The organism is Pseudomonas sp. NFACC25 (assembly GCF_900100935.1).
GTDB lineage: Bacteria > Pseudomonadota > Gammaproteobacteria > Pseudomonadales > Pseudomonadaceae > Aquipseudomonas > Aquipseudomonas marginalis.
In genome coordinates this window covers 38,548-57,081 of the sequence record NZ_FMUC01000022.1, presented here as the reverse complement: position 1 = coordinate 57,081, position 18,534 = coordinate 38,548, and the positions used below count along the sequence as shown (strand labels likewise).

The following is an 18,534-nucleotide window of genomic DNA, read 5'->3' as shown; positions in this document are numbered from 1 at the left end:
CCTGAACATCCTTATTCACTGCAACTTGGATATATGTCACATACACGCCCATCGGGCATTTTGAAGGATTTGAAATCTGTAGTGTTACCCCCACAAAACGCGTACTGGTCCTCAAAGCTTTTGCCTCGACAGCGTTTCCACCCTTGAGAAAAACGAACCCAGTTATCGCCCATATAAGGTCGTTCCTCACTAATGAGGTTCAGCTTTATCACTACCTTTTTCCCACCCAACTCATCTCGCGAAAAAATACCGTTCGAGTGAGTTTTATATCTTTGCCCTGTAGCGCCCAGCGAATTACAGTTCAGAACCTTTCTGATCGCATGTATCGGCCCCACAGTCCGAAACAACCACTGACATTGCCAAGACAGTTCCTGAACTCCCGACTCCGGCATTCCAGGCCTATCACCCTCCAGACGATCCCGAATCGAAATCCCCGCAATATCCCCGCCAACATCCGAATCCCGCGTACCCCACTTAGCGTAAAAATCAAACTCCACATTGCGTAATACCAGCGGACACCCCTGTACCGTTTCACTCAGCGGTAACTCATAACTCGCCCGACTTGCCACCGGTTTGTACTCGGTAAAAAAAACCTTCCTCTCCGGCCTCTTGCCTCGGCGCCTTGGCAAGGTGCAGGTCTCACCCGTTGCGGGCCCGTAGTTGGCGGCAGTTTTAAGTTCAAATTCCGCCGGTAAATCCACCTCCAACGTAAAGCGATCAACCGGCTTCATCGCACACCCCGAAAGTCCCGCCGTTGCCAGTGCAAGCAGCACGCCCCATACACGCTTACTCATCCTTGTTCTCCAACATGAGCCACTGCTGCTTAACTCGTTCAAAGTGATCCTGCGGTGTTTCTCCAACCGTCGGCTGCCAACGAATCCCACTGCTGCGAGTGGCCTCTTCCAACCGTCGCACGACCAGAAACTCCAACTGTTCCGGCTGGCTCCATCGCCAACTGCGAGCCTGTTCCAACACTTGGGTCAGCCAGACCCTGGGGTCTTGGAACTCAACCAATGCCGCCAGATCTTCACTGCGTTCAGCCAGCAGGTAACGCAGGATATTGGCGTGCAGGATGGCGCTGGCATTCGGGTTGGGCGTGTTCAGCCAGGGGGCTGGCTCGGGCACCGGATAGTCACCGGGGGCAGGGTTGTCGCCACAGTGCCAACTGCCTTCATGCCAGTAGCACACACTGATCAGTGGGCCGAGGAATGCTGGCCAGTGTTCAAGGCCCAGATGGTTCAGTGCGCGCGCCAACGTACGATTGTCGTGAAGGCGGTACAGCGTCCGGTTATTCTCCGGTCCGACCAGCAGCCGGTCGCGCCAATGCCGGGACATGTCCGTCAGGTCCGCGTCTGGCAAGCTGCCCAGCCAGCCCCAATTCATCTCTGGTTCTTGCAGAAGATCGAGCAACGCGGGCTCCCCTACCTGATCCAGCAACAGGATCACGGGGCCAGCCATGGCCATTTCCGCCAGTGGGGTTTGTGCGTAGAGGCGGCAGTACGCTGGAAAACCGCGTGCCGCCAACATTGGCTGGCACGCTGCGTGATTTCCCTCAAGCATCAGGCACAGCCTGTGCCCCGCCTGTTGCTGTTGGCTCATCCATCGGCTTGGAAGGTTTTCCATCAGGCCGCCCTCCCGCCGACAGTGCAGAGGCCTTCGCGGCAGTCCTCGCATAGCGGGCAGAAGTCCGCATCCAGTTGCCTGGCCAAGTGCATGATGGCGCCCTGTGTGGCGGAGATTTTCGGGCTCTGCGCAACCAACAGGGCGTTCGCCGACCTGGTCGCGGACGGGGTTCCACCGAGGGTGATGGGCCGACTGCTGAAAATGCCGCCTGCCTGGATCACCAGGTGCTCTCCGCCGGCCTTGAAACTCAGTTGTACGCCCGCGTCGATAACCAGGCTGGCGCCGGCCTTGAGATGCACCTGTTGCCCGGCTTCAATCATCAGGGTTTGCCCGACATAGGTCCGGCTGTCGCCCTGCACGTCCAGATGATCGCTGGCGTTGAGTGCAACCTTGCGGTCACCGGTGACGTGACGATGCTCCTCGCTTTCCAGGTGCGCCGTACTTAACCCTCGAATGATTTCACGCCGCTCACCGGCCACTTCCAGGCGACTGTCATGCCCCACCTGCTGCTCCAGGTCCCGCTGGGCACGAAGGTAGATGAGCTCCTTGCCACGGCGGTCTTCCAGGTGCAATTCGTTGCCGCCGCCTCCGCCCGGGGTGCTGCGACTACGCAAGACGCTTCGGGTCTTGTGTTGCGGCAAGGAATAGGTCGGCATGTGCAACGCATTGGCCAGGCAACCGTTGATCAGCGGCTGGTCCGGGTCGCCCTCCAGGAACGTCACCAGCACTTCCATGCCCACCCGCGGGATCATCGTTGCGCCAAACCCGTCTCCGGCCCAACCCGATGCCACCCGCACCCAACAACTGCTTGTGTCATCGCTCTTGTCCAGTCGGTCCCAGTGAAACCGTACTTTCACCCGGCCGTATGCATCGCAATGCACCTCCTCGCCGGCAGGCCCGGTCACCGTGGCGGTCTGGGTGCCGTGGATGGTCGGCTTGGGGTACTTGAGAGGGGGTCGATACGGCGCACTCCAGGGTGTCGCGGTGAAACGGTTGCGATACCCCTGGAATGCATCCACCTCCTCACCAGTCGCATCCTCCAGCACCTGCGGTTGATAACCCTCGTGACGGACCGAAGTGATCAACCATAAATCATTGCAGGCCGGATCCGGATGGTCGTGCAGCTCAAGAAAGTGCCCACTGCGCAGCACCGCTTGGTCGCTCTTGCCCAATGCACGATATCGGCCGATCTGAAGGCGCTCCAACCCCCTGCGCGCCAGGCGAGCCCCCCGTGCATGGCCGGTAAACCCAGCCGGGTAGCGGTAGTCCTCAAGGGGTTGCGCTGAGGCAGAACCCGCGCTGTCTTGCAGGCATAAGGACGGATGCTCGAAGTCATGATCACGACGCACCGTTCGCTGGCTGCGGGTCGCCAGGCGTACGTCGAAACGCTGGATAACCCGTGTCTCGGCCAGCGGGCCGCCGGCAGCTGAATAACGCTGCGCAGGCAGGCGCTGAAATACGGTCTGGTCGTCGCCAAACACCAGCACATGCTGGTGCTCGCTGTGACGGAAGTGGTAGTGAATGCCCTCCTCTTCACACAGCCGCTGGATGAAATGCAGGTCGGTTTCCGCGTATTGCACGCAGAACGTCCGCGGCGGGTAGACCACCGGCCCCAACTCAAAGGCGTAGCGGTCGGCCAGGATGCCGTGGTGTTCGAGGACTGCCGCGATGATCTGCGGAACACTGCGCTGCTGGAAAATCCGCTGGTCGCGTCGATGGGCAAGGTAGGCGAGACTCGGCGCCAATGTCAGGTGATAGCGGGTGAGCCGCCGCCCGGGGTCGTCGCGGCCAATCGCGTAAACCTGCCCGTGCAGGCCTTCATTCGCATCGCCGAAAACCAGGTAGGCAGGCTGGTGGAGCAGTGACTCCAGGTCCAGCGAAGGGTTTTCGCTGACCACCTGCACCTGGATGAAAAACGGCTGATCAAGCACCTCCTGACCGTTGAACGCCAGTACTTGAAAGTCAGTCTTTATGCCTGGAAGGATTAATTTGAAACGTGACGAAACAAACGCGTTAACCATCCGTTGTTACCCGCCAATATCGATAGTTATTACCGGACTGAGATACCTCCCCCGCCAAACATGAAATAAGTTGCCGAGGAAAAGCGCCTGAACGCCTTGAAGCTTAGCGTTTCCAGGAAAAAATCGGCCCCGAAAAAATAAAAAAGAAGTTTCGTACGACTGAGATTGAAGTGTCTTTTACAAAATAATAAATCGAGTCAATGAGCCACTTCTTAAACATAAGAAATGCCCTACACCAACTTTTATCTGATCAATTAATCAATAGCGAAACAGCTGACACCCACTCAGGGCGTCAACTGCTCAAAAGACTTCATGCCCGAGGCAGTGCAGTCCCGAACAGACTGACGCTCAGCAGCGTATCGACCTGGGTATGCAAACGTACCGGCGCAGTGCCACCCGGCATCACCACCGCGACTTCACCCCCCTCAACCCAACCCGCTCGCCACGCCGCACAGGCGACGGCACTGGCGCTGGTGCCGGAGGACGCCGTGGGGCCCTCTCCCCGCTCGAACACCCGGGCAACCACCCGGTTGCCGGATTGCCTGGCGACCCATTGCAAATTGACGCCGGCCAAGCATGGCTCGCCGCTTCCTGCCGGGGGGGCGAAGGCAATTGCCTGCAACGGTTCGAACAGCGCTGGCTGTTGCATCTGCAGATTGTCCGGCAAGGCTGACAGGTGTTCGACCAGGGTCACACAATGAGGATTGCCCACACGCACAAACTGACTGTGCGCCCACTGTGGGTTGATCGCCGCCAACGCCTTCACATGGCTCAGTTCAATGTCGCCTTGGAACACCTGCTCAACCCCCTGCGCCCCCACGGCCGACGGCCCGAACCCGGGCAAACCCAATGCCAGCCAGAATCCAGAGCGGTGCCCATAGACAGCAGGCTCGACCCGAGTCACCAACGGCGACACCCCGTCAGGCTGGTCATGATGCACGCGCAAATCACAGGCCTCGGTCATCAAGCCCTGGTCAGTAAGCGCCTGGGCAAAAATCGTCAACCCATTGCCACTGCGCTCGGCCAGGGAGCCGTCGGTGTTCACGATCAACAGGTCAAACGGCGGCTCGGCCTGGAACGGGCCCACCAGCAAGCCATCGCAGCGGTGAGCCTTGGCATCGACCGGGCGCGGTATCGAACCCCACTCGCATTCGGAGCTTATGGCTGATGCAGCCCAACCCTCGCGAGTCCTCGCGGCCTGTGCGGCGTTATTGGGCACCTCGATACCCTGCTGTCGTAAAAACGCCGGGCTGGCGACCCCGTAAATGTTGCCACGTGCGTCATAGAACTGGGTCATGGCGCCACTTGCCTTGCAATCTTCATCGGTGCGTCCGCTCGGTTGCCTACAGGGTTGGACCAGCAGCGTATTACACAATGCAGGGTATGTGGGAGGCGGCCTGGAAGGTGGTAATCCACCGTGAAAAACCCGGGGGTTCACCAGTTCCCACAGGGATTACACACCTTCCAGAACGCCTTCTGCAAAGACACTTCGTGTGTGGTTGCCAACGCCCATGGCGTTCCCGAATTGCAAAAAGAAATCATCGCCGCTGATCTCGGGGGGGAACCCGGCTCGCCCCCAAGGGCCTGATGTGCAAGGATATCGCGCCGGACATCGTTCGCTGAACGCAAAACCAAGGATTTTTTCATGACTGCCATCCCCACCTCAGCACCCGTGGTTCCCGGGCGGCTGGAACAAATGTCGACCCGTATCGCATTTTTCATCGCCGGCTTCGGCATTGCTGCCTGGGCGCCGTTGGTGCCATACGCCAAAGCACGCGCCGAACTGAGTGAAGGCACCCTGGGCCTGCTGCTGTTGTGCCTGGGGGTGGGGTCTATCATCGCCATGCCGGCCGCCGGTGCGCTGGCGTCTCGTTATGGCTGCCGACGTGTGCTGAGCGCCGGCACGATCATGATCTGCCTGGCCTTGCCCATGCTGGCCACGGTCAGCTCGATTCCGTTACTGATCGCCGGATTGTTCCTGTTTGGCGCGGGCCTTGGCACGGTGGACTCCACGGTGAACCTGCAAGCGGTGATTGTTGAGCGCGCCAGTGGCAAAACCATGATGTCGGGCTTCCACGGCTTGTTCAGCCTGGGAGGGATCGTCGGCGCGGCCGGGGTTGCCGGGCTGCTGGGGTTGGGTCTGTCACCTCTGCAGGCGACCCTGGTGGTGATCGTCATCATGGCGCTGGCGCTGCTCAAGGCCGGGCCCCATTTGTTGCCCTACGGCAGTGAAAGTTCGGGTCCGGCATTTGCGATCCCCCACGGCGTAGTACTGTTCATCGGCTGTCTGTGCTTTATCGTGTTTTTGGCAGAAGGCGCCGTACTGGATTGGAGCGCCGTGTTCCTCAGTGCCGAACGCGGTCTGGACGAGGCCTACGCCGGCCTGGGTTACGCAGCCTTCGCCCTGACCATGACTGCCGGGCGCCTGACCGGCGATGCCATCGTGCGGCGCCTGGGCGCAACCCGCGTGATCGTGATCGGTGGTGCACTGGCCACTGCTGGCATGTTGCTGGCAACGTTATTGCCAGCCTGGGAAACCGCATTGCTGGGGTATGCGCTGGTAGGTGCCGGTTGCTCGAATATCGTGCCGGTGCTGTACACCGCCGTCGGCAAGCAAACGGTGATGCCGGAACATATTGCCGTGCCTGCCATCACGACCTTGGGGTATGCCGGGATTCTTGCCGGCCCCGCAGTGATCGGCTTCATTGCCCATGGCAGCAGCCTGAGCAGTGCCTTTGTGCTGATCGCAGTACTGCTCGCCGGTGTATCCCTGAGCGGCAAGGTCCTCAAGGTATGACCCCCGCACATCAGCGCGCTTTGCGGGCCTTGTCCTGTTCCAGCCAACGCTCGAGGCTTTTGTTACTGAGCCAGCCGTCCTTTTGCGGTGGACCAAACAATCGTGTGCCGTTCGCACGTACCAGCGAAGGCAGCAGACCTGGCCGCTCAAGAATGTTCTTCGCCGTGTAGACACAGAGCTCGCTGTACCTGGGCCGGGGCATGCCGGAGGAAGGATCCAGCACAGGCGCACCCTCTTGATCAACGGCATGCGGGTCCTGCATGACGGCCTTGAGCGTGGCGATTTCAACGTACTGGTGTTGTTCAAAGAAGAACGTCCGATCCTGCGATTTATCCCTCAATTGTTCGAACTGGCCCTGCAGGGCCAGCACCACCTGGGTATTGCCCTGGGCATGGAACGGGTCCTGGCTGAACACACTTGGCGAGCTGTTCCCCTGTAGCGTTTGGGCGGCCGCCCTGAGACTGTCCCGGGTGATATCGCCGTCGCGGCTCAAAATTGCATCGCTCAACCGCGGGCGCTTGAGAATCTCGCTGACCACTTGAATCGTCCGGTCCAACTCCTCGCTTTTCCCCATACGTTCGTCTGCAACACACTGCAATGACGAGCAGGTCAAACGCCCGTCGTTCAGGAAGGGGTACAGCCTGCCAAAATCCTTTTCCAGGGCCAACGCCAGTTGGCTGTCGGTGGACGTTACGCCGGGCTGGGCGAGGTTCGCGCGCGTAGCAGCGGGCAGGTTCTGCAGCGCTCGCTGGCGCAGCACCGACGTTGTCCCGCGCAGCACCAGAGGCACCCGCGACACGCCGTCGGGGCGCGCAGGAACAGCCCCCTGCCAGGTTCCAGAGGGCGTGAGCGGCGCTGGCACTGTAGACCGTAAAGCCGGCTCGTCCAGTGCCAAGGGCAGACCATGAGGGGGTACACCCTCGATCGTCATGGGTTTTCTCCAACGCGTTTCCGATACATACCTGCCCGGTGATCACCACCCCCAGACGGAATCAGCGAATGGATTCCACCGGCAAGTACCCCATGTGTGGTTGGACAAACACAACAGTTCCGGACAACCGATGAATACCAATGACAGCATGTAAACAACGACCAGAAGGTACGGAGATTCCCACCCTTACCGACGCAACCAGGTCGTCAGGCTATTGATCAGCCTGGAATATCTGGGGGCCTTGGCGTCATCACTCGCGACCTGCCCGGTCGCGAGCATGCCCCGGGAAAAGTCTTCCTCGACCGGCGCCTGGAATTTGCGCTGACCGGCAAAAGCCCTCATGCGCCTGGCTTCGACAGCATGCACATCGGCCGGGGCCGGGGGCTCGTGCGCAACGATGTCACCCGTGGGTACAGTCGGATCGCCATCATCCGTATTGCGAAAGAGCTCATGACAGCTGGGCTGGGGCGGGTGAAACGAGCTTGACGTCATTTGCTAGCCCTCCACACGGAATCTGAAAGCCGACCGGTTTGATCAAGGCCGGTGCCTATGAACTATGTGGTCAGTCGGCGTAAACAGTTCCTGACAAAATTGAGCCAGGCACGTCATTCAATGGCGGCGCCTGGCGGGCGGTCAGCGGGAAAGCTGATAAAGCGCTTGCCAACTGATCCGGCCGTCATCATCACGACCGGCGAGATTGTCCATTTTCCTCAACACGTCACTGCGCTTGAGCATTTCCTGGGACAGTTGGATCAGATGATCCATGGGCGAATCGCCTGTCTGCTCCTGGGCCGCCAGGCTCCTCAGGTGGTTGAAGCTCAGCTCCCGCTCCCAGGGATTACGTTTCAACTCGCCGAAATGCTCAAGCATTTCACCGGCCATTTCCTTGTCGGTCTTGTACTTGAAGTAGTTTTCCCCCTTGACCACGATGTTCACATTTTGCCGGTCGATCAGGCCATCCAGTGCACCGGTAGAAGAGTGCCGGTCCAGGGCGCCCAACACTTCCGGACGTCGTAGCAATTCGTTGGCCAGGCGAATGTTCGCGTTCGTGACCGGATTGGGAGACCAGGTTTTTTTCGCCATCCCATAGATACTGTCAACGCTGACATACCCAGGGTTGCTGCGGTCCCTGAAGGCATTGAAATTGTCACGTAACTGTTGCGCCAACTCGTCATTGCTTTTCAGCGAGTACGTCGGATCAGGCCAGCCCGGCGCGGGTGGATACGGTTTACCCACGCTAGGATAGGGGCGTGGTGGCGGATTGCTGCAGCCAGGACTCGGCCTCGGCGGCGGACTGCAGCAGCCAGGATTCGGCCTCGGCGGCGGATTGCAGCAGCCAGGACCTGGTTGTGGGCGATTCCAGCCAAACCAAGGGCCCATCCAGTGTCTGACCGTATTCATCAGGCCCTGCGCAGCCGGCACGCTGGAGTGACGCATCACGTTGTCAGCAGCACTCTGACGGGGGGCCTGCGAAGAGGGCGCGCCGAACACGGGCCCCCTCTGGTTTTCCCGAGGCAGGAAGCTGACGTTTGCAGCCGTTTGGCCGTTGGAGGCAGTCGCTGGCCGAGGGGCTTTGACCTCAGGCCTGGAAGTGGCCTGCAAAAGGTCAGAGGTTGATGAGGTAGAGGCCTGTGTATCGGACACCAATACCGACATAGTTTTCTCCATTACAGTGGGCGCGATCTTCAGCTTGCCGCTCCAACGCAACGTCGAAGCCCTTTAGCTTTCCCATGTGTGGCAATTCTGTCGGAAACGGTTCCTGAACCAGCCGCAATATGCGCTGCGAGGATGTAAGAAACAGGACAAACGATCGCAGCCTCTTGCAAGACTGCGACTTTTCCAAGCCGATAAAGGTCAGAACCCGACGCTGGCCTGTACAAAAAACGTACGCGGCTCGCCCAGGTACAGCCCGGCATTGTTGTCGCTGGAGCGGGTGTAGTGCTGCTGGTCAAAGACGTTTTTCACCCCCACCCCCAGCTTCAGGTTCGACAGTTGTTCGCCAAAGTCGTAGCCACTGCGCACGTTGACCGAGACATAGCCCGGGATATCACCGTACTGCCCATCGGCGGTGCCCTGGGTAATGTAGGTGCTGGTGGTACCCGGTGCACGCTGTCCGGACTGGGCGTACACATCCAGGTTGTGGGTCCAGTGGTTGACGTCGTAGCGCAGGCCCAGGGTTGCCACTTCCCGGGAATACAGTGGCAGGTCGCGCCCTTTGAACGGTACGTCACCTTCGGCGGTAGCCTTGGTGTAGGTGAAGCCGGCGTTGGCGGTCAGGCCGTCCAGGCGAGGGTCCAGGTTCGACAAGTCATAGTGGGCCGACGCTTCGATGCCGGTGTGCTTGGTGGCGCCAAGGTTGGTCCAGCCCACGGCATTGCTGACGTATTGCAGCTCATCCGAGAAGTCGATGTAGAAATACGTGAGTTCCCCGCCCCACACACTGTCGTTGTAGCGCGTACCGACCTCATAGGTCCTGGCTTTTTCCGGGTTCAGGCCGCTGGCGGTCTGGTCGCCGCTGCCGCCTTGTCCGAGTTGGAAGTACTGCAGGCTGCCGAAGGAGGTTTCGTAGTTGGCGAACAATTTCCACGCATCGGAAAGGTGGTACATCACGCTCAGTGCCGGCAGCGGTTCCCGGCTATGGACCTCGCGGCGTTTTTCCTGGGTGCGGGGCCCCGTAAGGGGGATGACCGGACGGTCGTGCCATTCGGTGCGGATGTCTTCAAAACGGATGCCCGGGGTGACGGTCCACTTGCCGATATCGATCTTGTTGTCCACATAGAAGGCGTTGGCCTCGGTGCCACCGGTGCGATCCTGGTAGACGTGACCATCGCTGCGGCCACCCGGCGTCGGCACGTTGTTGATCAGGTTCAGGCTGGTGGCCTGCTCGTGCATGCCTTCCTTGAGGTAGCGGTAACCGACGCTGACTTCCTGGGTGCTGGGGCCCACGTCGAATACATGGGACACCCGCGGCTCGATGCCGAAGGTGTAGTAGGTGCGCGGGTAGGACCCGAGGGTCGCGAGGTCGCGGTTAGCGATGTTACTGCCGCGGAAACTGTCGGAATAATAAGTCAGCACTTCGGCCTGGGTCCGGTCGTCGATCTGCCGGATGTACTTGAAGGACACGTCTTTGCGACGCCCGCTGAAATTGTCCCAATCGCGCACCGACTGGTACGGGTTGGCATCGAACTGTTTCTGGGTCAGCCCGCCGGGCATGTCGGCGCTGGCGTCGTAATAGTGGAAGTTCAGCGAGAAGTCGTCCTGGTCGGTCGGCGCCCAGTGGGTCTTGAAGATCACGTCGTCGATGTCGTTGCCGTTGTTGCTGTTGCGGTAGCCGTTGCCATTCACTCCGGAGTACAACAGCGCAGCGCCGATGCCGTTTTCGGCAGTGCCGCCGATAAAAGCGCTCTCGATGTGCTTCCAGCCACCATGGGCTGAAGTTTGCAGGGTGGTGCCGACTTCACCGGAGAATTTCTCGGGGATCGCGCGGGTCACGAAGTTGATCACGCCACCGACGTTCTGTGGCCCATAACGCACGGAACCGGCGCCGCGTACCACGTCGATGCTGTCCAGGTTGCTGGCGGTAATCGGCGCCATCGACAGTTGTGGCTGGCCATAGGGCGCGAATGCCGCCGGCACCCCGTCGATCAGCACGGTGGAGCGTGGTGACAGACGTGATGTCAGCCCGCGTACGCCGACATTGAGGGAAATATCGCTGCCACCTGTGCCGTTGGATTCCTGCACCTGGACCCCAGGCATACGACGCAGCACATCACCGACATTCATCGCGCCCTGCTCCACCATGGCTTCGCGACGAATCACCGTACGCGCGCCCGGGTGGTTCTGCACCACTTCGGTATTGGCATCCCCAAGCCAGTCGCCGACCACCCTGATGTCGGTGGCACCCAGTTCCAGGGGCGAACCGGCGTCACCGGCGCCGCTGCCGAGCGGGCGCAGGGTCACGGAACCGGCGTCGATCTGATAGTCCAGGCCACTGCCTTGCAGCAATTGGCGCAGGGCCTGTTCCGCCGACAGGTTGCCATCTACTGCGGGGGCCTGCTTGCCGGCGACCAGGTCGGGGCTGAAAAACACTTGCAGGGACGTCTGCTGCCCCAGTTGGCTCAGCGCGCTCCCCAGGGGTTGGGCCTGGATATGGATAGCGTCGCCAGCATAGGCTGCCGGCACTGCGGCACTGACAGCGAGCGCAAGGGCAAGCGGCGCCCAGCGGGAGATTTTATTGTTGTGAACGGCACAGTTTTTCACGTCGACCCCAGTCCTGTAATCGCAAGAGTATGCGGCTGTTAATGCAAACCAGTTGCAGCTGCAGGAGAAGACGAAGAACTCGGAAAAAACCTGAATCTCAGCGCGAAATAATTTCCTGGCTGCCATCCGGCAGGGTTCGCAGGGCCACGGGCAGGATATGGGGCAAAGCCTTGAGCAAGGCATCGGTATCATTGGCCTTGAACACACTGGTCAGTCGCAGGTTGCCAACGGCGGGTGTGCTGACGCGCAACGGGCGCTCGCGATAACGCGACACCTCACGGGCGACTTCACCCAGGGAGGCGTTGTTGAACACCAGTTTGCCGCTGCGCCAGGCCGTCAGTTCCTCGGTATTCACTGCGTAGGACGCTGCCACCAGGCCTTGGTCATTGATATGGGTCCCCAGCCCCGCCGTCAGCGTCACCCCCTCGTTCGGCGAGCGCCCCTGCACCTTCACCGTACCGGCCTCGACCACCACACGGGTCTGGTCATCATCGCGACGCACATCAAAGCGCGTTCCGGTGACCGTCACCTGCCCTGCACCGGCGGCGACCACAAAGGGACGGCGGGTGTCATGCTCGACACTGAACATGGCCTCGCCCTGCTTGAGTTCAACACTGCGGCGGCCTTTTTCGTAGTGCACCGAGACAACACTGCGGCTGTTCAAATCCATCGTCGAGCCGTCGGGCAATGCCACCTGGCGATGCTCACCCAGGCGCGTGCTGAAATCGGCCCGGTAGGGCTTCGGATGATCAAGGCCGCTGAACAAGCCGAGCCCCAAGGCCACGGCGACCACACTGGCCGCGACGGCGTAACGCAACACGCCGCGACGTTTTGGACGCTCGGCCGACGCCTCGCCCAACGCCTGCAAGCGGGCCTTGGGCACCAGGTCGGCGGCGCTCCACAGGCCTTGCAGCACATCGAATTCATATTGGTGTTCGGGCTTTTCACTGCGCCACGCATCGAAACGCTCGCGCTCGGTGGCGTCCAACCCAGCGTCTTGCAGGCGTACAAACCATTGCGCGGCTTCGTCGCGGGCACGGTTATCCATCATGGAAGGTCCTGTTTCAGAGCGAGCGTGTGTCATGGGGCCATCGCGTCCAGGCGCTCACGCAAATGCCGCAGGGTGCGGATCATATACTTTTCCACCATGTTCTTGGACAAGCCCAGGCGCTCGGCGATCTCCTGCTGGGTGAGGCCCTCGATCTTCTGCCAGATAAAGATCCTGCGGCAGTTGAGCGGCAACTCGGCCAATGCCCGCTCGATGGAGTCCGCCAGCTGGATCGCGTGCATGAAATGCTCCGGGTCACCGCCGTGGGGCTGGCTCTGATCAAAGGCTTCCAACGCCATGGCTTCCCGCCGGTCTTCGCGTCGGTAGGCATCCACGGCGATATTTCGCGCAGTTTGATGCAGATAAGCGCGCGGTTGCTCTACCTGGGAGGCGGTTGTCTCCAGCACTCTCACAAAGGTGTCATGGGCCAGGTCCTCGGCCTGCTGACGGTTTCTCAGGCGGCGTGTCCAGGTGCCGATCAACTCTTCGTAGTGCTCGAAAAAGCCTGTTCTGCGGGGCGGCTGAGGGATCATCGCGAGGGCACTGGGGAGGCGGGGCGTGAATAGTAATGTTTCCTATTAAGTGGAGCAATTGCTACCCGTCGACCGCGACATTGCCTGGCAACTAAAGCGCCTGTTTAAGGCGGCTCAATTTCTCCCGGCTGCCGCACACGCTCATCTGGCACCATTTGCGCAGCTTGTTCTTGGAAATATCCAGGAATAGCCAATCGCAGTCGGTGGCCGTGCAGCACTTCAAGGCACGAAGATCACCGGACACCAGCAATTGCGTGGCCTCGATCGCCAGGCGTCCGATCAACATTGCACTCAGTTCCTGGGCAGAGGTGCAGGTTTTCCACGCCCAGGCCGGCGTCCCGTCAACCGTGCGCAGCACTCGCCAGGCGGTGCCTTGCTGGAAATTCAGGTTGATCTGCTGCAAGGCGTCATCGGCCGCAGCCTGGCGCAAGGACAACGGGTAAAACACGGCATACAGGCATTCGCGGAACGCAATGATGGCGTCCAGATCCGGCTGGTAGGAAATAGGCGACTCAAACACCATGGCCTTGTATTCAGCGAACTCCTGGGCGGAGATCAACGAGGCGTGCAGCGCCCATTCAAAGAAAAACTGAAAACTGGTGAGCCGCTCTTCCATGACCTTGAGCGGCGACCCAGGACGGCGGCCGTTGGTGGTATTGATGAAGTCCAACACCTGGGCCCCGCCGATCAGACGGATGGATTTTGCAGTGCCGGTGAAATGCGTCATGCCTGCTCCTGAAAAAACGCGGTATGCCTGCGATGGCGCAGATTACCTTGTTTTCCGAAGGTGCAGGCACCGCCACCGCGGCGCCAAGACCAGCGGCTATGTGCGCTCGTCGTTACGGGCCATCCAATCGAGAATAGTCGCGACAGACTGTTCGACCGACAGCGCCTGGGTGTCCACGTGCACTTCCGGAAAGATCGGCACGTCGTAGTTCGAATCAATCCCGGTGAAATGTTGGATCAGCCCCAGGCGGGCTTTTTTATACAAGCCTTTAGGGTCACGTTGTTCCGCCGTTTCCAGCGGCGCATCCACATGCACCTCGACAAAATGCTCATTGCCGACAATGGCGCGCGCGTAGTGCCGGCTGGCCGCCGACGGTGAGATCAGCGCCACGATCACCACCAGCCCCGCGTCCAGCATCAAGCGCGCCACTTCGGCGACCCGCCGGATATTCTCATCGCGGTCGCTGTCGGTAAAACCCAGGTCGCGGCACAGGCCGTCGCGCACCGAGTCGCCGTCAATGATGCAGGTCAAGCGCCCCTGTGCCTGCAAGGCGCTGTCCAGCGCATCGGCAATCGTCGACTTGCCGGCCGCCGAGATGCCCGTCATCCAGATGACCAAGGGCTTCTGCCCCATACGCGAGCGTTCCGCGCCGAGATGGCTGAACGCAAACGCATGCAAATTCCGCTCTGGACGTTCCGCAAAATGACTCATGGCCGCTCACCCTCCGTCCCCGCCACAGGCGGTTTACCCAACAGGAACACCATCACGCATTGCACGAACAGCAACAGCGCAACCACCCAGTAGACGGTTGCGAACGAGCCGGTCAGGTCCTTGGAGAAACCGCCCAGGAAGTTGCCGCACACGCCCCCCAGGCCGATCAGCACATTGGCAATGCCGAATGCCTGGGTCAGTCGGCTGACTGGCACGATTTGTCCGATGTAGCTGGGGACAAGCCCGAAGATGGGGTAGAACGCCAGCGCAAACAAAAATGCCGCCAGGTAGAACAGCGGGAGGCTGTTGAAACTGAACACCAGGGTGGCGGCCAGCCCCGCACTCAGAAAGCACATGGCCAGCGACGCCCTGACGCCCACCTTGTCGGCGATCCACCCCACCAGAAAGCCCGAGGCCATGCCCACCGCACCGATGGTGGTCCAGACAAACCCGGCGTCCTGCACCGACACTCCCAACTCGTCCCGCAGGAACGGAGCCAGGTAAGTCTGGAACGGCAACAGCGCCATCCCGTTCAAAAACGCAATGGCCCAGGTCAGGTACAGCGAGCGACTCAACCAAGGTGCATGACTCTCGAACGCCGTCGAACGCGGCCCGGAAAAACCGGCGCCCTTGTCCGCCACCAGGTTGCGCAGCAGAAACCAGGCCACCACGCACAGGGCCACCGAGATCAGGCCCGCGGTGAGCCAGATCGAGCGCCAGCCGCCCTGCAGGGTGAGGAACGACACCAGCAAGCCATTGATGAACACGCCGTAGCTGGTGCCGCTGGAAATCAGCCCCATGACCCGCGAGCGATTCCCCGGGCTGAAGCCCTTGGTGACAATCTCCGCCAACGGGATGTACACCGAGGCCGAGCAGCCGCCGAGCAAAATCAACAGCGCCCCGGACAGCCAGATACTGTTGCTGACACTCAGCCCCAACAGCGCCAGGGAGGTCATCAGCGTCGACACCAGGCTGATTTTCCAGCCTTCGAAAAAACGGCTGATATAACTGGTGACCGATGAAAACAGCAGGAAGCCGATCTGCGCACCGCCAGTGATCAGGCCCACCGTGGTGTAGTCGAAACCGATATCGCGGCGCATGTCCACCACCAGGTTGGCGAACAGGTAGACACCAAACCCGTAGGTACTGGCCACGAACCCGGTCAACACCACCGCCAGCACGACGCTGTCCAACGGGCGCGCGCTACTGTGTACCAGTGTGCTCATCAGGTACTCCTTAAACGGCGCGTGCGGTGTGGATGACAAAATCACAATTCATCATGTCGTAGTCACGCTGGAAATCCCCGTAGCTCTCATGGGCGCAAAATCCGGACTTGAGCACCTCCCCCTTCAACTCGCCCGGCAACAGCGGATAGACCTGCAACCGGTACTGCTCGGCGTTATCGAACGAGTAGATGAACTCACACACGTGCTCATCCACCTGCCCCAGGCCGACGGATGCCTGCGTGCCGCAGTAATAGTAATGACCGCTGGATTTGAACTTGCCTGCGCGAATGGCAAAGAAGTTACGTTGATCCACAATCAGCAAGCCACCCGGATTGAGCAATGCCCTGAATTTCTCCAGCACCGCCAACCGTTCATGGGCTGCAAACACATGGCACAGCGAACTGCCCAGGCACACCACGGCATCGAAGCGCCCCAGTTCGGCGGGATCGAGGGCCTGCCAATCCCGATAGTGCGATTCGATCGCCAACCCGCGTTGCCGAAAATTCTCCCGGGCCTTGGTCAACATCGTGCTGCTGCCGTCCGTGGCGACGACATCGAACCCCGCCTGCTTAAGCTGGACCGCATGAAAACCACTGCCCGTGGAGACGTCGATCACCGACTTCACGCCGTGCTGCTTCAGCAGGTTTTCAAAGAACCCGTTCTCCCCCGCCTTTCTTTTTTCCCAATCGATCAAGTCATCCCAGCGCTCGACGAATTTTTTCGAGTATTGCGTGGCGTAACTGGCGACTTCGCTGTGCTTGTGCCGCGACATTTGATTCATCACACACCTACCAGGTTGAATGTTTGAAAGACAGGTATTTGCTCGACAGCTCGCGGGCAAATTCGGCGGACTGTTCGATGGACATGGTTTTCTTCGAGTACCCCAGCATCGCCTGCATCACGGCCATGCATTGCGGGTTATAGGTGACCGAACCATCGCAATGAATTTCATCGATACCATCCTGGCTCTGGCAGATGGTATTGATGCGCACCGCTTCGTCCTGGGGGCAGTCGGCGCTGAACTGCACCTTGATCTGCCCCTCCTGCAGCCACACCGGATAGCCGCCCGGCAACCCCAGCGGGCCGGGCGCGTGCACCAGCACCGGCGTGGGCGAAAACAACCCCTCGATCACGGTGACGGCCGAGCACGCCGTGAGGAACTGCCCATCGATACCGCCCAGGCGGCGGAACTCGGATTTAACCGTGGAAAAAATCGCTTCGGCCGGCAGGTGGGCCGCAGCCGGGCGGTCGCGCACCTCATACAACAAGCGGTAACTGGCACGCGGGGGCAAGCCGCCGCGCGGCACGTAGTGGCTGAAATAGTGCTGGGCATACAGGCACACCTGCACATCGGCGGGCGCACACTCCAGCAGCCGCGCGATGGAAAATCGCAGCGCCGGGACCAGGTTGGCGACATTGCCCACGCCAATATCCGGCGCCAGCCCGACCCTGGCCAGGATCGGGTTGACCGCATCGGGAAAGGCCGCGTTGACCGTCCTGGCCGCGATACCGGAGGCTTTTACCGCCTGCATCAAGTGATGCATCAGCGTCAGGTGCATGGGCAGCCAAGGTCCGAACTGCGCCTGGTCGAGCTGCTCGAAGGAGAGCCGGGGCAACCCCGTGATCACCCGCCACGATTGCAACGACGCACAGTTCACCACCATGTCCGGGGCCTCTTCATGCAGCACCCGCGTCACCCGCTCGATATCGGTGAGGTCGGCGATCACCGGCTTGATCGCGATGCAGTGCCCCAACTGCGCACACGACAGGGCCACCAGGTTGCACAGCCGCACGGTCGCGTCTTCATTGCGCCCCAACACCACGAATTCAAAGGCATTTTTCGGCCCGAGAATCTTCAGGATCTGCAGGCACAGGTTGCCCGCGCCCACCAGCAGCAGTTTCTTCTTGGTGGCTGACGGGCTCATCGTGGGTAGGCTCCGTTGTCTACCGGAATGACCTTGCCGGTGACATGCCGCATGGCATCGCTGATCACCAGCAAAATGACCTCGGCGACGCCGCCGGGCAGGATCGGTTCCTTGAGGATTTCCTGGCGCGCGTACTCGGCGCGGCGGTATTCAGGGATGGTGTCGTAGATGGCGGTGTCATGGATCAGCGCCGGCGACACTGCGTTAACCCGCACGAACGGCGCAAAATTCCAGGCATTGGCTTTGGTCAGGCCGATCACCGCCGCCTTGGTGGCGCCGTACAAGGCATCGCAGCTGCCTACCTCACCGGCCACCGAGGCGATATTGACGATGCTGCGCGGCGCCTCGTGTTTCATCTCCCGTTCGGCGAAGTCTTTGGAGAGATAGACCAAGGCCTTGAGGTTCACAGTCAGGATTTCGTCCACTTCGGCATCGGAATAGGCGTAGATGCTTTTGCCGTGGTAAATACCGGCGTTATTGATTAATGCATGAATAGTTGCGTGGCGCTCATACAGCGCAGGGATAAACCCCTTGATCAGCGCGTTATCCGAAAAGTCCGCGACATGGGTTTCCAATACATCCGCCGTGTAAGTGCGCTGTAACGCACGCAGGCCTTCGGCATCCTTGTCGGCACCGATAACGAAATAACCTGCCTGGATAGCCTTTTCCACAGTAGCCCGGCCGATCCCATTGGCCGCACCGGTGACAATCAACTTTTTCATACAACAATCC

17 protein-coding genes are annotated in these 18,534 nt (G+C 60.3%); 1 reads left to right on the top strand and 16 read right to left on the bottom strand.

The window, feature by feature from the left end; genetic code table 11:
- Window positions 1-11 precede the first annotated feature (11 nt).
- The 4 genes from BLQ09_RS29640 to BLQ09_RS29625 all read right to left on the bottom strand — a co-directional run bounded on the left by BLQ09_RS29640 (window position 12) and on the right by BLQ09_RS29625 (window position 4,941).
- The gene (locus tag BLQ09_RS29640; RefSeq protein ID WP_092359602.1) at window positions 12-794 is read right to left on the bottom strand and encodes a hypothetical protein; all 783 of its coding nucleotides are present in this window, start codon (window positions 792-794) and stop codon (window positions 12-14) included.
- Window positions 787-1,623, bottom strand: coding sequence for a DUF4123 domain-containing protein (locus tag BLQ09_RS29635; protein ID WP_092359601.1), 837 nt, complete (start codon window positions 1,621-1,623; stop codon window positions 787-789). Before BLQ09_RS29635 ends, BLQ09_RS29640 begins: the two co-directional genes overlap by 8 nt.
- A complete protein-coding gene (locus BLQ09_RS29630) occupies window positions 1,623-3,644 on the bottom strand; it encodes a type VI secretion system Vgr family protein (protein ID WP_092359600.1) in 2,022 nt (673 codons plus the stop codon). Before BLQ09_RS29630 ends, BLQ09_RS29635 begins: the two co-directional genes overlap by 1 nt.
- Window positions 3,645-3,954: 310 nt before the next feature.
- The gene (locus BLQ09_RS29625) at window positions 3,955-4,941 is read right to left on the bottom strand and encodes a diaminopimelate epimerase (protein WP_092359598.1); all 987 of its coding nucleotides are present in this window, start codon (window positions 4,939-4,941) and stop codon (window positions 3,955-3,957) included.
- Between the two features lie 348 nt (window positions 4,942-5,289).
- Here BLQ09_RS29625 and BLQ09_RS29620 point away from each other — a divergent pair, with 348 nt between their 5' ends.
- The gene (locus tag BLQ09_RS29620; RefSeq protein ID WP_027603128.1) at window positions 5,290-6,441 is read left to right on the top strand and encodes an MFS transporter; all 1,152 of its coding nucleotides are present in this window, start codon (window positions 5,290-5,292) and stop codon (window positions 6,439-6,441) included.
- Between the two features lie 10 nt (window positions 6,442-6,451).
- Here the strand turns inward: BLQ09_RS29620 and BLQ09_RS31735 are convergent, their stop codons facing one another.
- The 12 genes from BLQ09_RS31735 to BLQ09_RS29560 form a co-directional block, all read right to left on the bottom strand.
- Window positions 6,452-7,372: a type III secretion protein gene (locus BLQ09_RS31735; RefSeq protein ID WP_256569355.1), complete on the bottom strand. Its 921-nt coding sequence runs from the start codon at window positions 7,370-7,372 to the stop codon at window positions 6,452-6,454.
- 186 nt (window positions 7,373-7,558) lie between these two features.
- The gene (locus BLQ09_RS31195; protein ID WP_098480019.1) at window positions 7,559-7,714 is read right to left on the bottom strand and encodes a type III secretion effector protein; all 156 of its coding nucleotides are present in this window, start codon (window positions 7,712-7,714) and stop codon (window positions 7,559-7,561) included.
- Window positions 7,715-8,005: 291 nt separating this feature from the next.
- Entirely contained in the window at window positions 8,006-8,455 is a 450-nt protein-coding gene (locus BLQ09_RS31730; protein ID WP_092359624.1) for a hypothetical protein, read from the bottom strand.
- A gap of 771 nt (window positions 8,456-9,226) precedes the next feature.
- A complete protein-coding gene (locus tag BLQ09_RS29600; protein ID WP_092359596.1) occupies window positions 9,227-11,632 on the bottom strand; it encodes a TonB-dependent siderophore receptor in 2,406 nt (801 codons plus the stop codon).
- A 97-nt stretch (window positions 11,633-11,729) separates the two neighbouring features.
- On the bottom strand, window positions 11,730-12,683 hold the full coding sequence (locus BLQ09_RS29595; RefSeq protein WP_043293201.1) for a FecR family protein: 954 nt from the start codon (window positions 12,681-12,683) through the stop codon (window positions 11,730-11,732).
- Window positions 12,684-12,712: 29 nt separating this feature from the next.
- Window positions 12,713-13,213 (bottom strand): sigma-70 family RNA polymerase sigma factor, encoded by a 501-nt coding sequence (locus BLQ09_RS29590; protein WP_027603123.1) that lies wholly within the window; start codon window positions 13,211-13,213, stop codon window positions 12,713-12,715.
- Between the two features lie 91 nt (window positions 13,214-13,304).
- Window positions 13,305-13,940: a CGNR zinc finger domain-containing protein gene (locus BLQ09_RS29585; protein WP_043293200.1), complete on the bottom strand. Its 636-nt coding sequence runs from the start codon at window positions 13,938-13,940 to the stop codon at window positions 13,305-13,307.
- A 96-nt stretch (window positions 13,941-14,036) separates the two neighbouring features.
- Window positions 14,037-14,651, bottom strand: coding sequence for an adenylyl-sulfate kinase (gene cysC / locus BLQ09_RS29580; protein ID WP_027603122.1), 615 nt, complete (start codon window positions 14,649-14,651; stop codon window positions 14,037-14,039).
- On the bottom strand, window positions 14,648-15,877 hold the full coding sequence (locus BLQ09_RS29575; RefSeq protein WP_027603121.1) for an MFS transporter: 1,230 nt from the start codon (window positions 15,875-15,877) through the stop codon (window positions 14,648-14,650). Before BLQ09_RS29575 ends, cysC begins: the two co-directional genes overlap by 4 nt.
- 10 nt (window positions 15,878-15,887) lie before the next feature.
- A complete protein-coding gene (locus BLQ09_RS29570; RefSeq protein ID WP_027603120.1) occupies window positions 15,888-16,658 on the bottom strand; it encodes a class I SAM-dependent methyltransferase in 771 nt (256 codons plus the stop codon).
- Between the two features lie 7 nt (window positions 16,659-16,665).
- Window positions 16,666-17,802: a Rossmann-fold NAD(P)-binding domain-containing protein gene (locus tag BLQ09_RS29565; protein WP_027603119.1), complete on the bottom strand. Its 1,137-nt coding sequence runs from the start codon at window positions 17,800-17,802 to the stop codon at window positions 16,666-16,668.
- Window positions 17,799-18,524: an SDR family oxidoreductase gene (locus tag BLQ09_RS29560; RefSeq protein ID WP_027603118.1), complete on the bottom strand. Its 726-nt coding sequence runs from the start codon at window positions 18,522-18,524 to the stop codon at window positions 17,799-17,801. The genes BLQ09_RS29565 and BLQ09_RS29560 overlap by 4 nt, the downstream gene beginning before the upstream one ends.
- Between the last annotated feature and the right edge of the window lie 10 nt (window positions 18,525-18,534).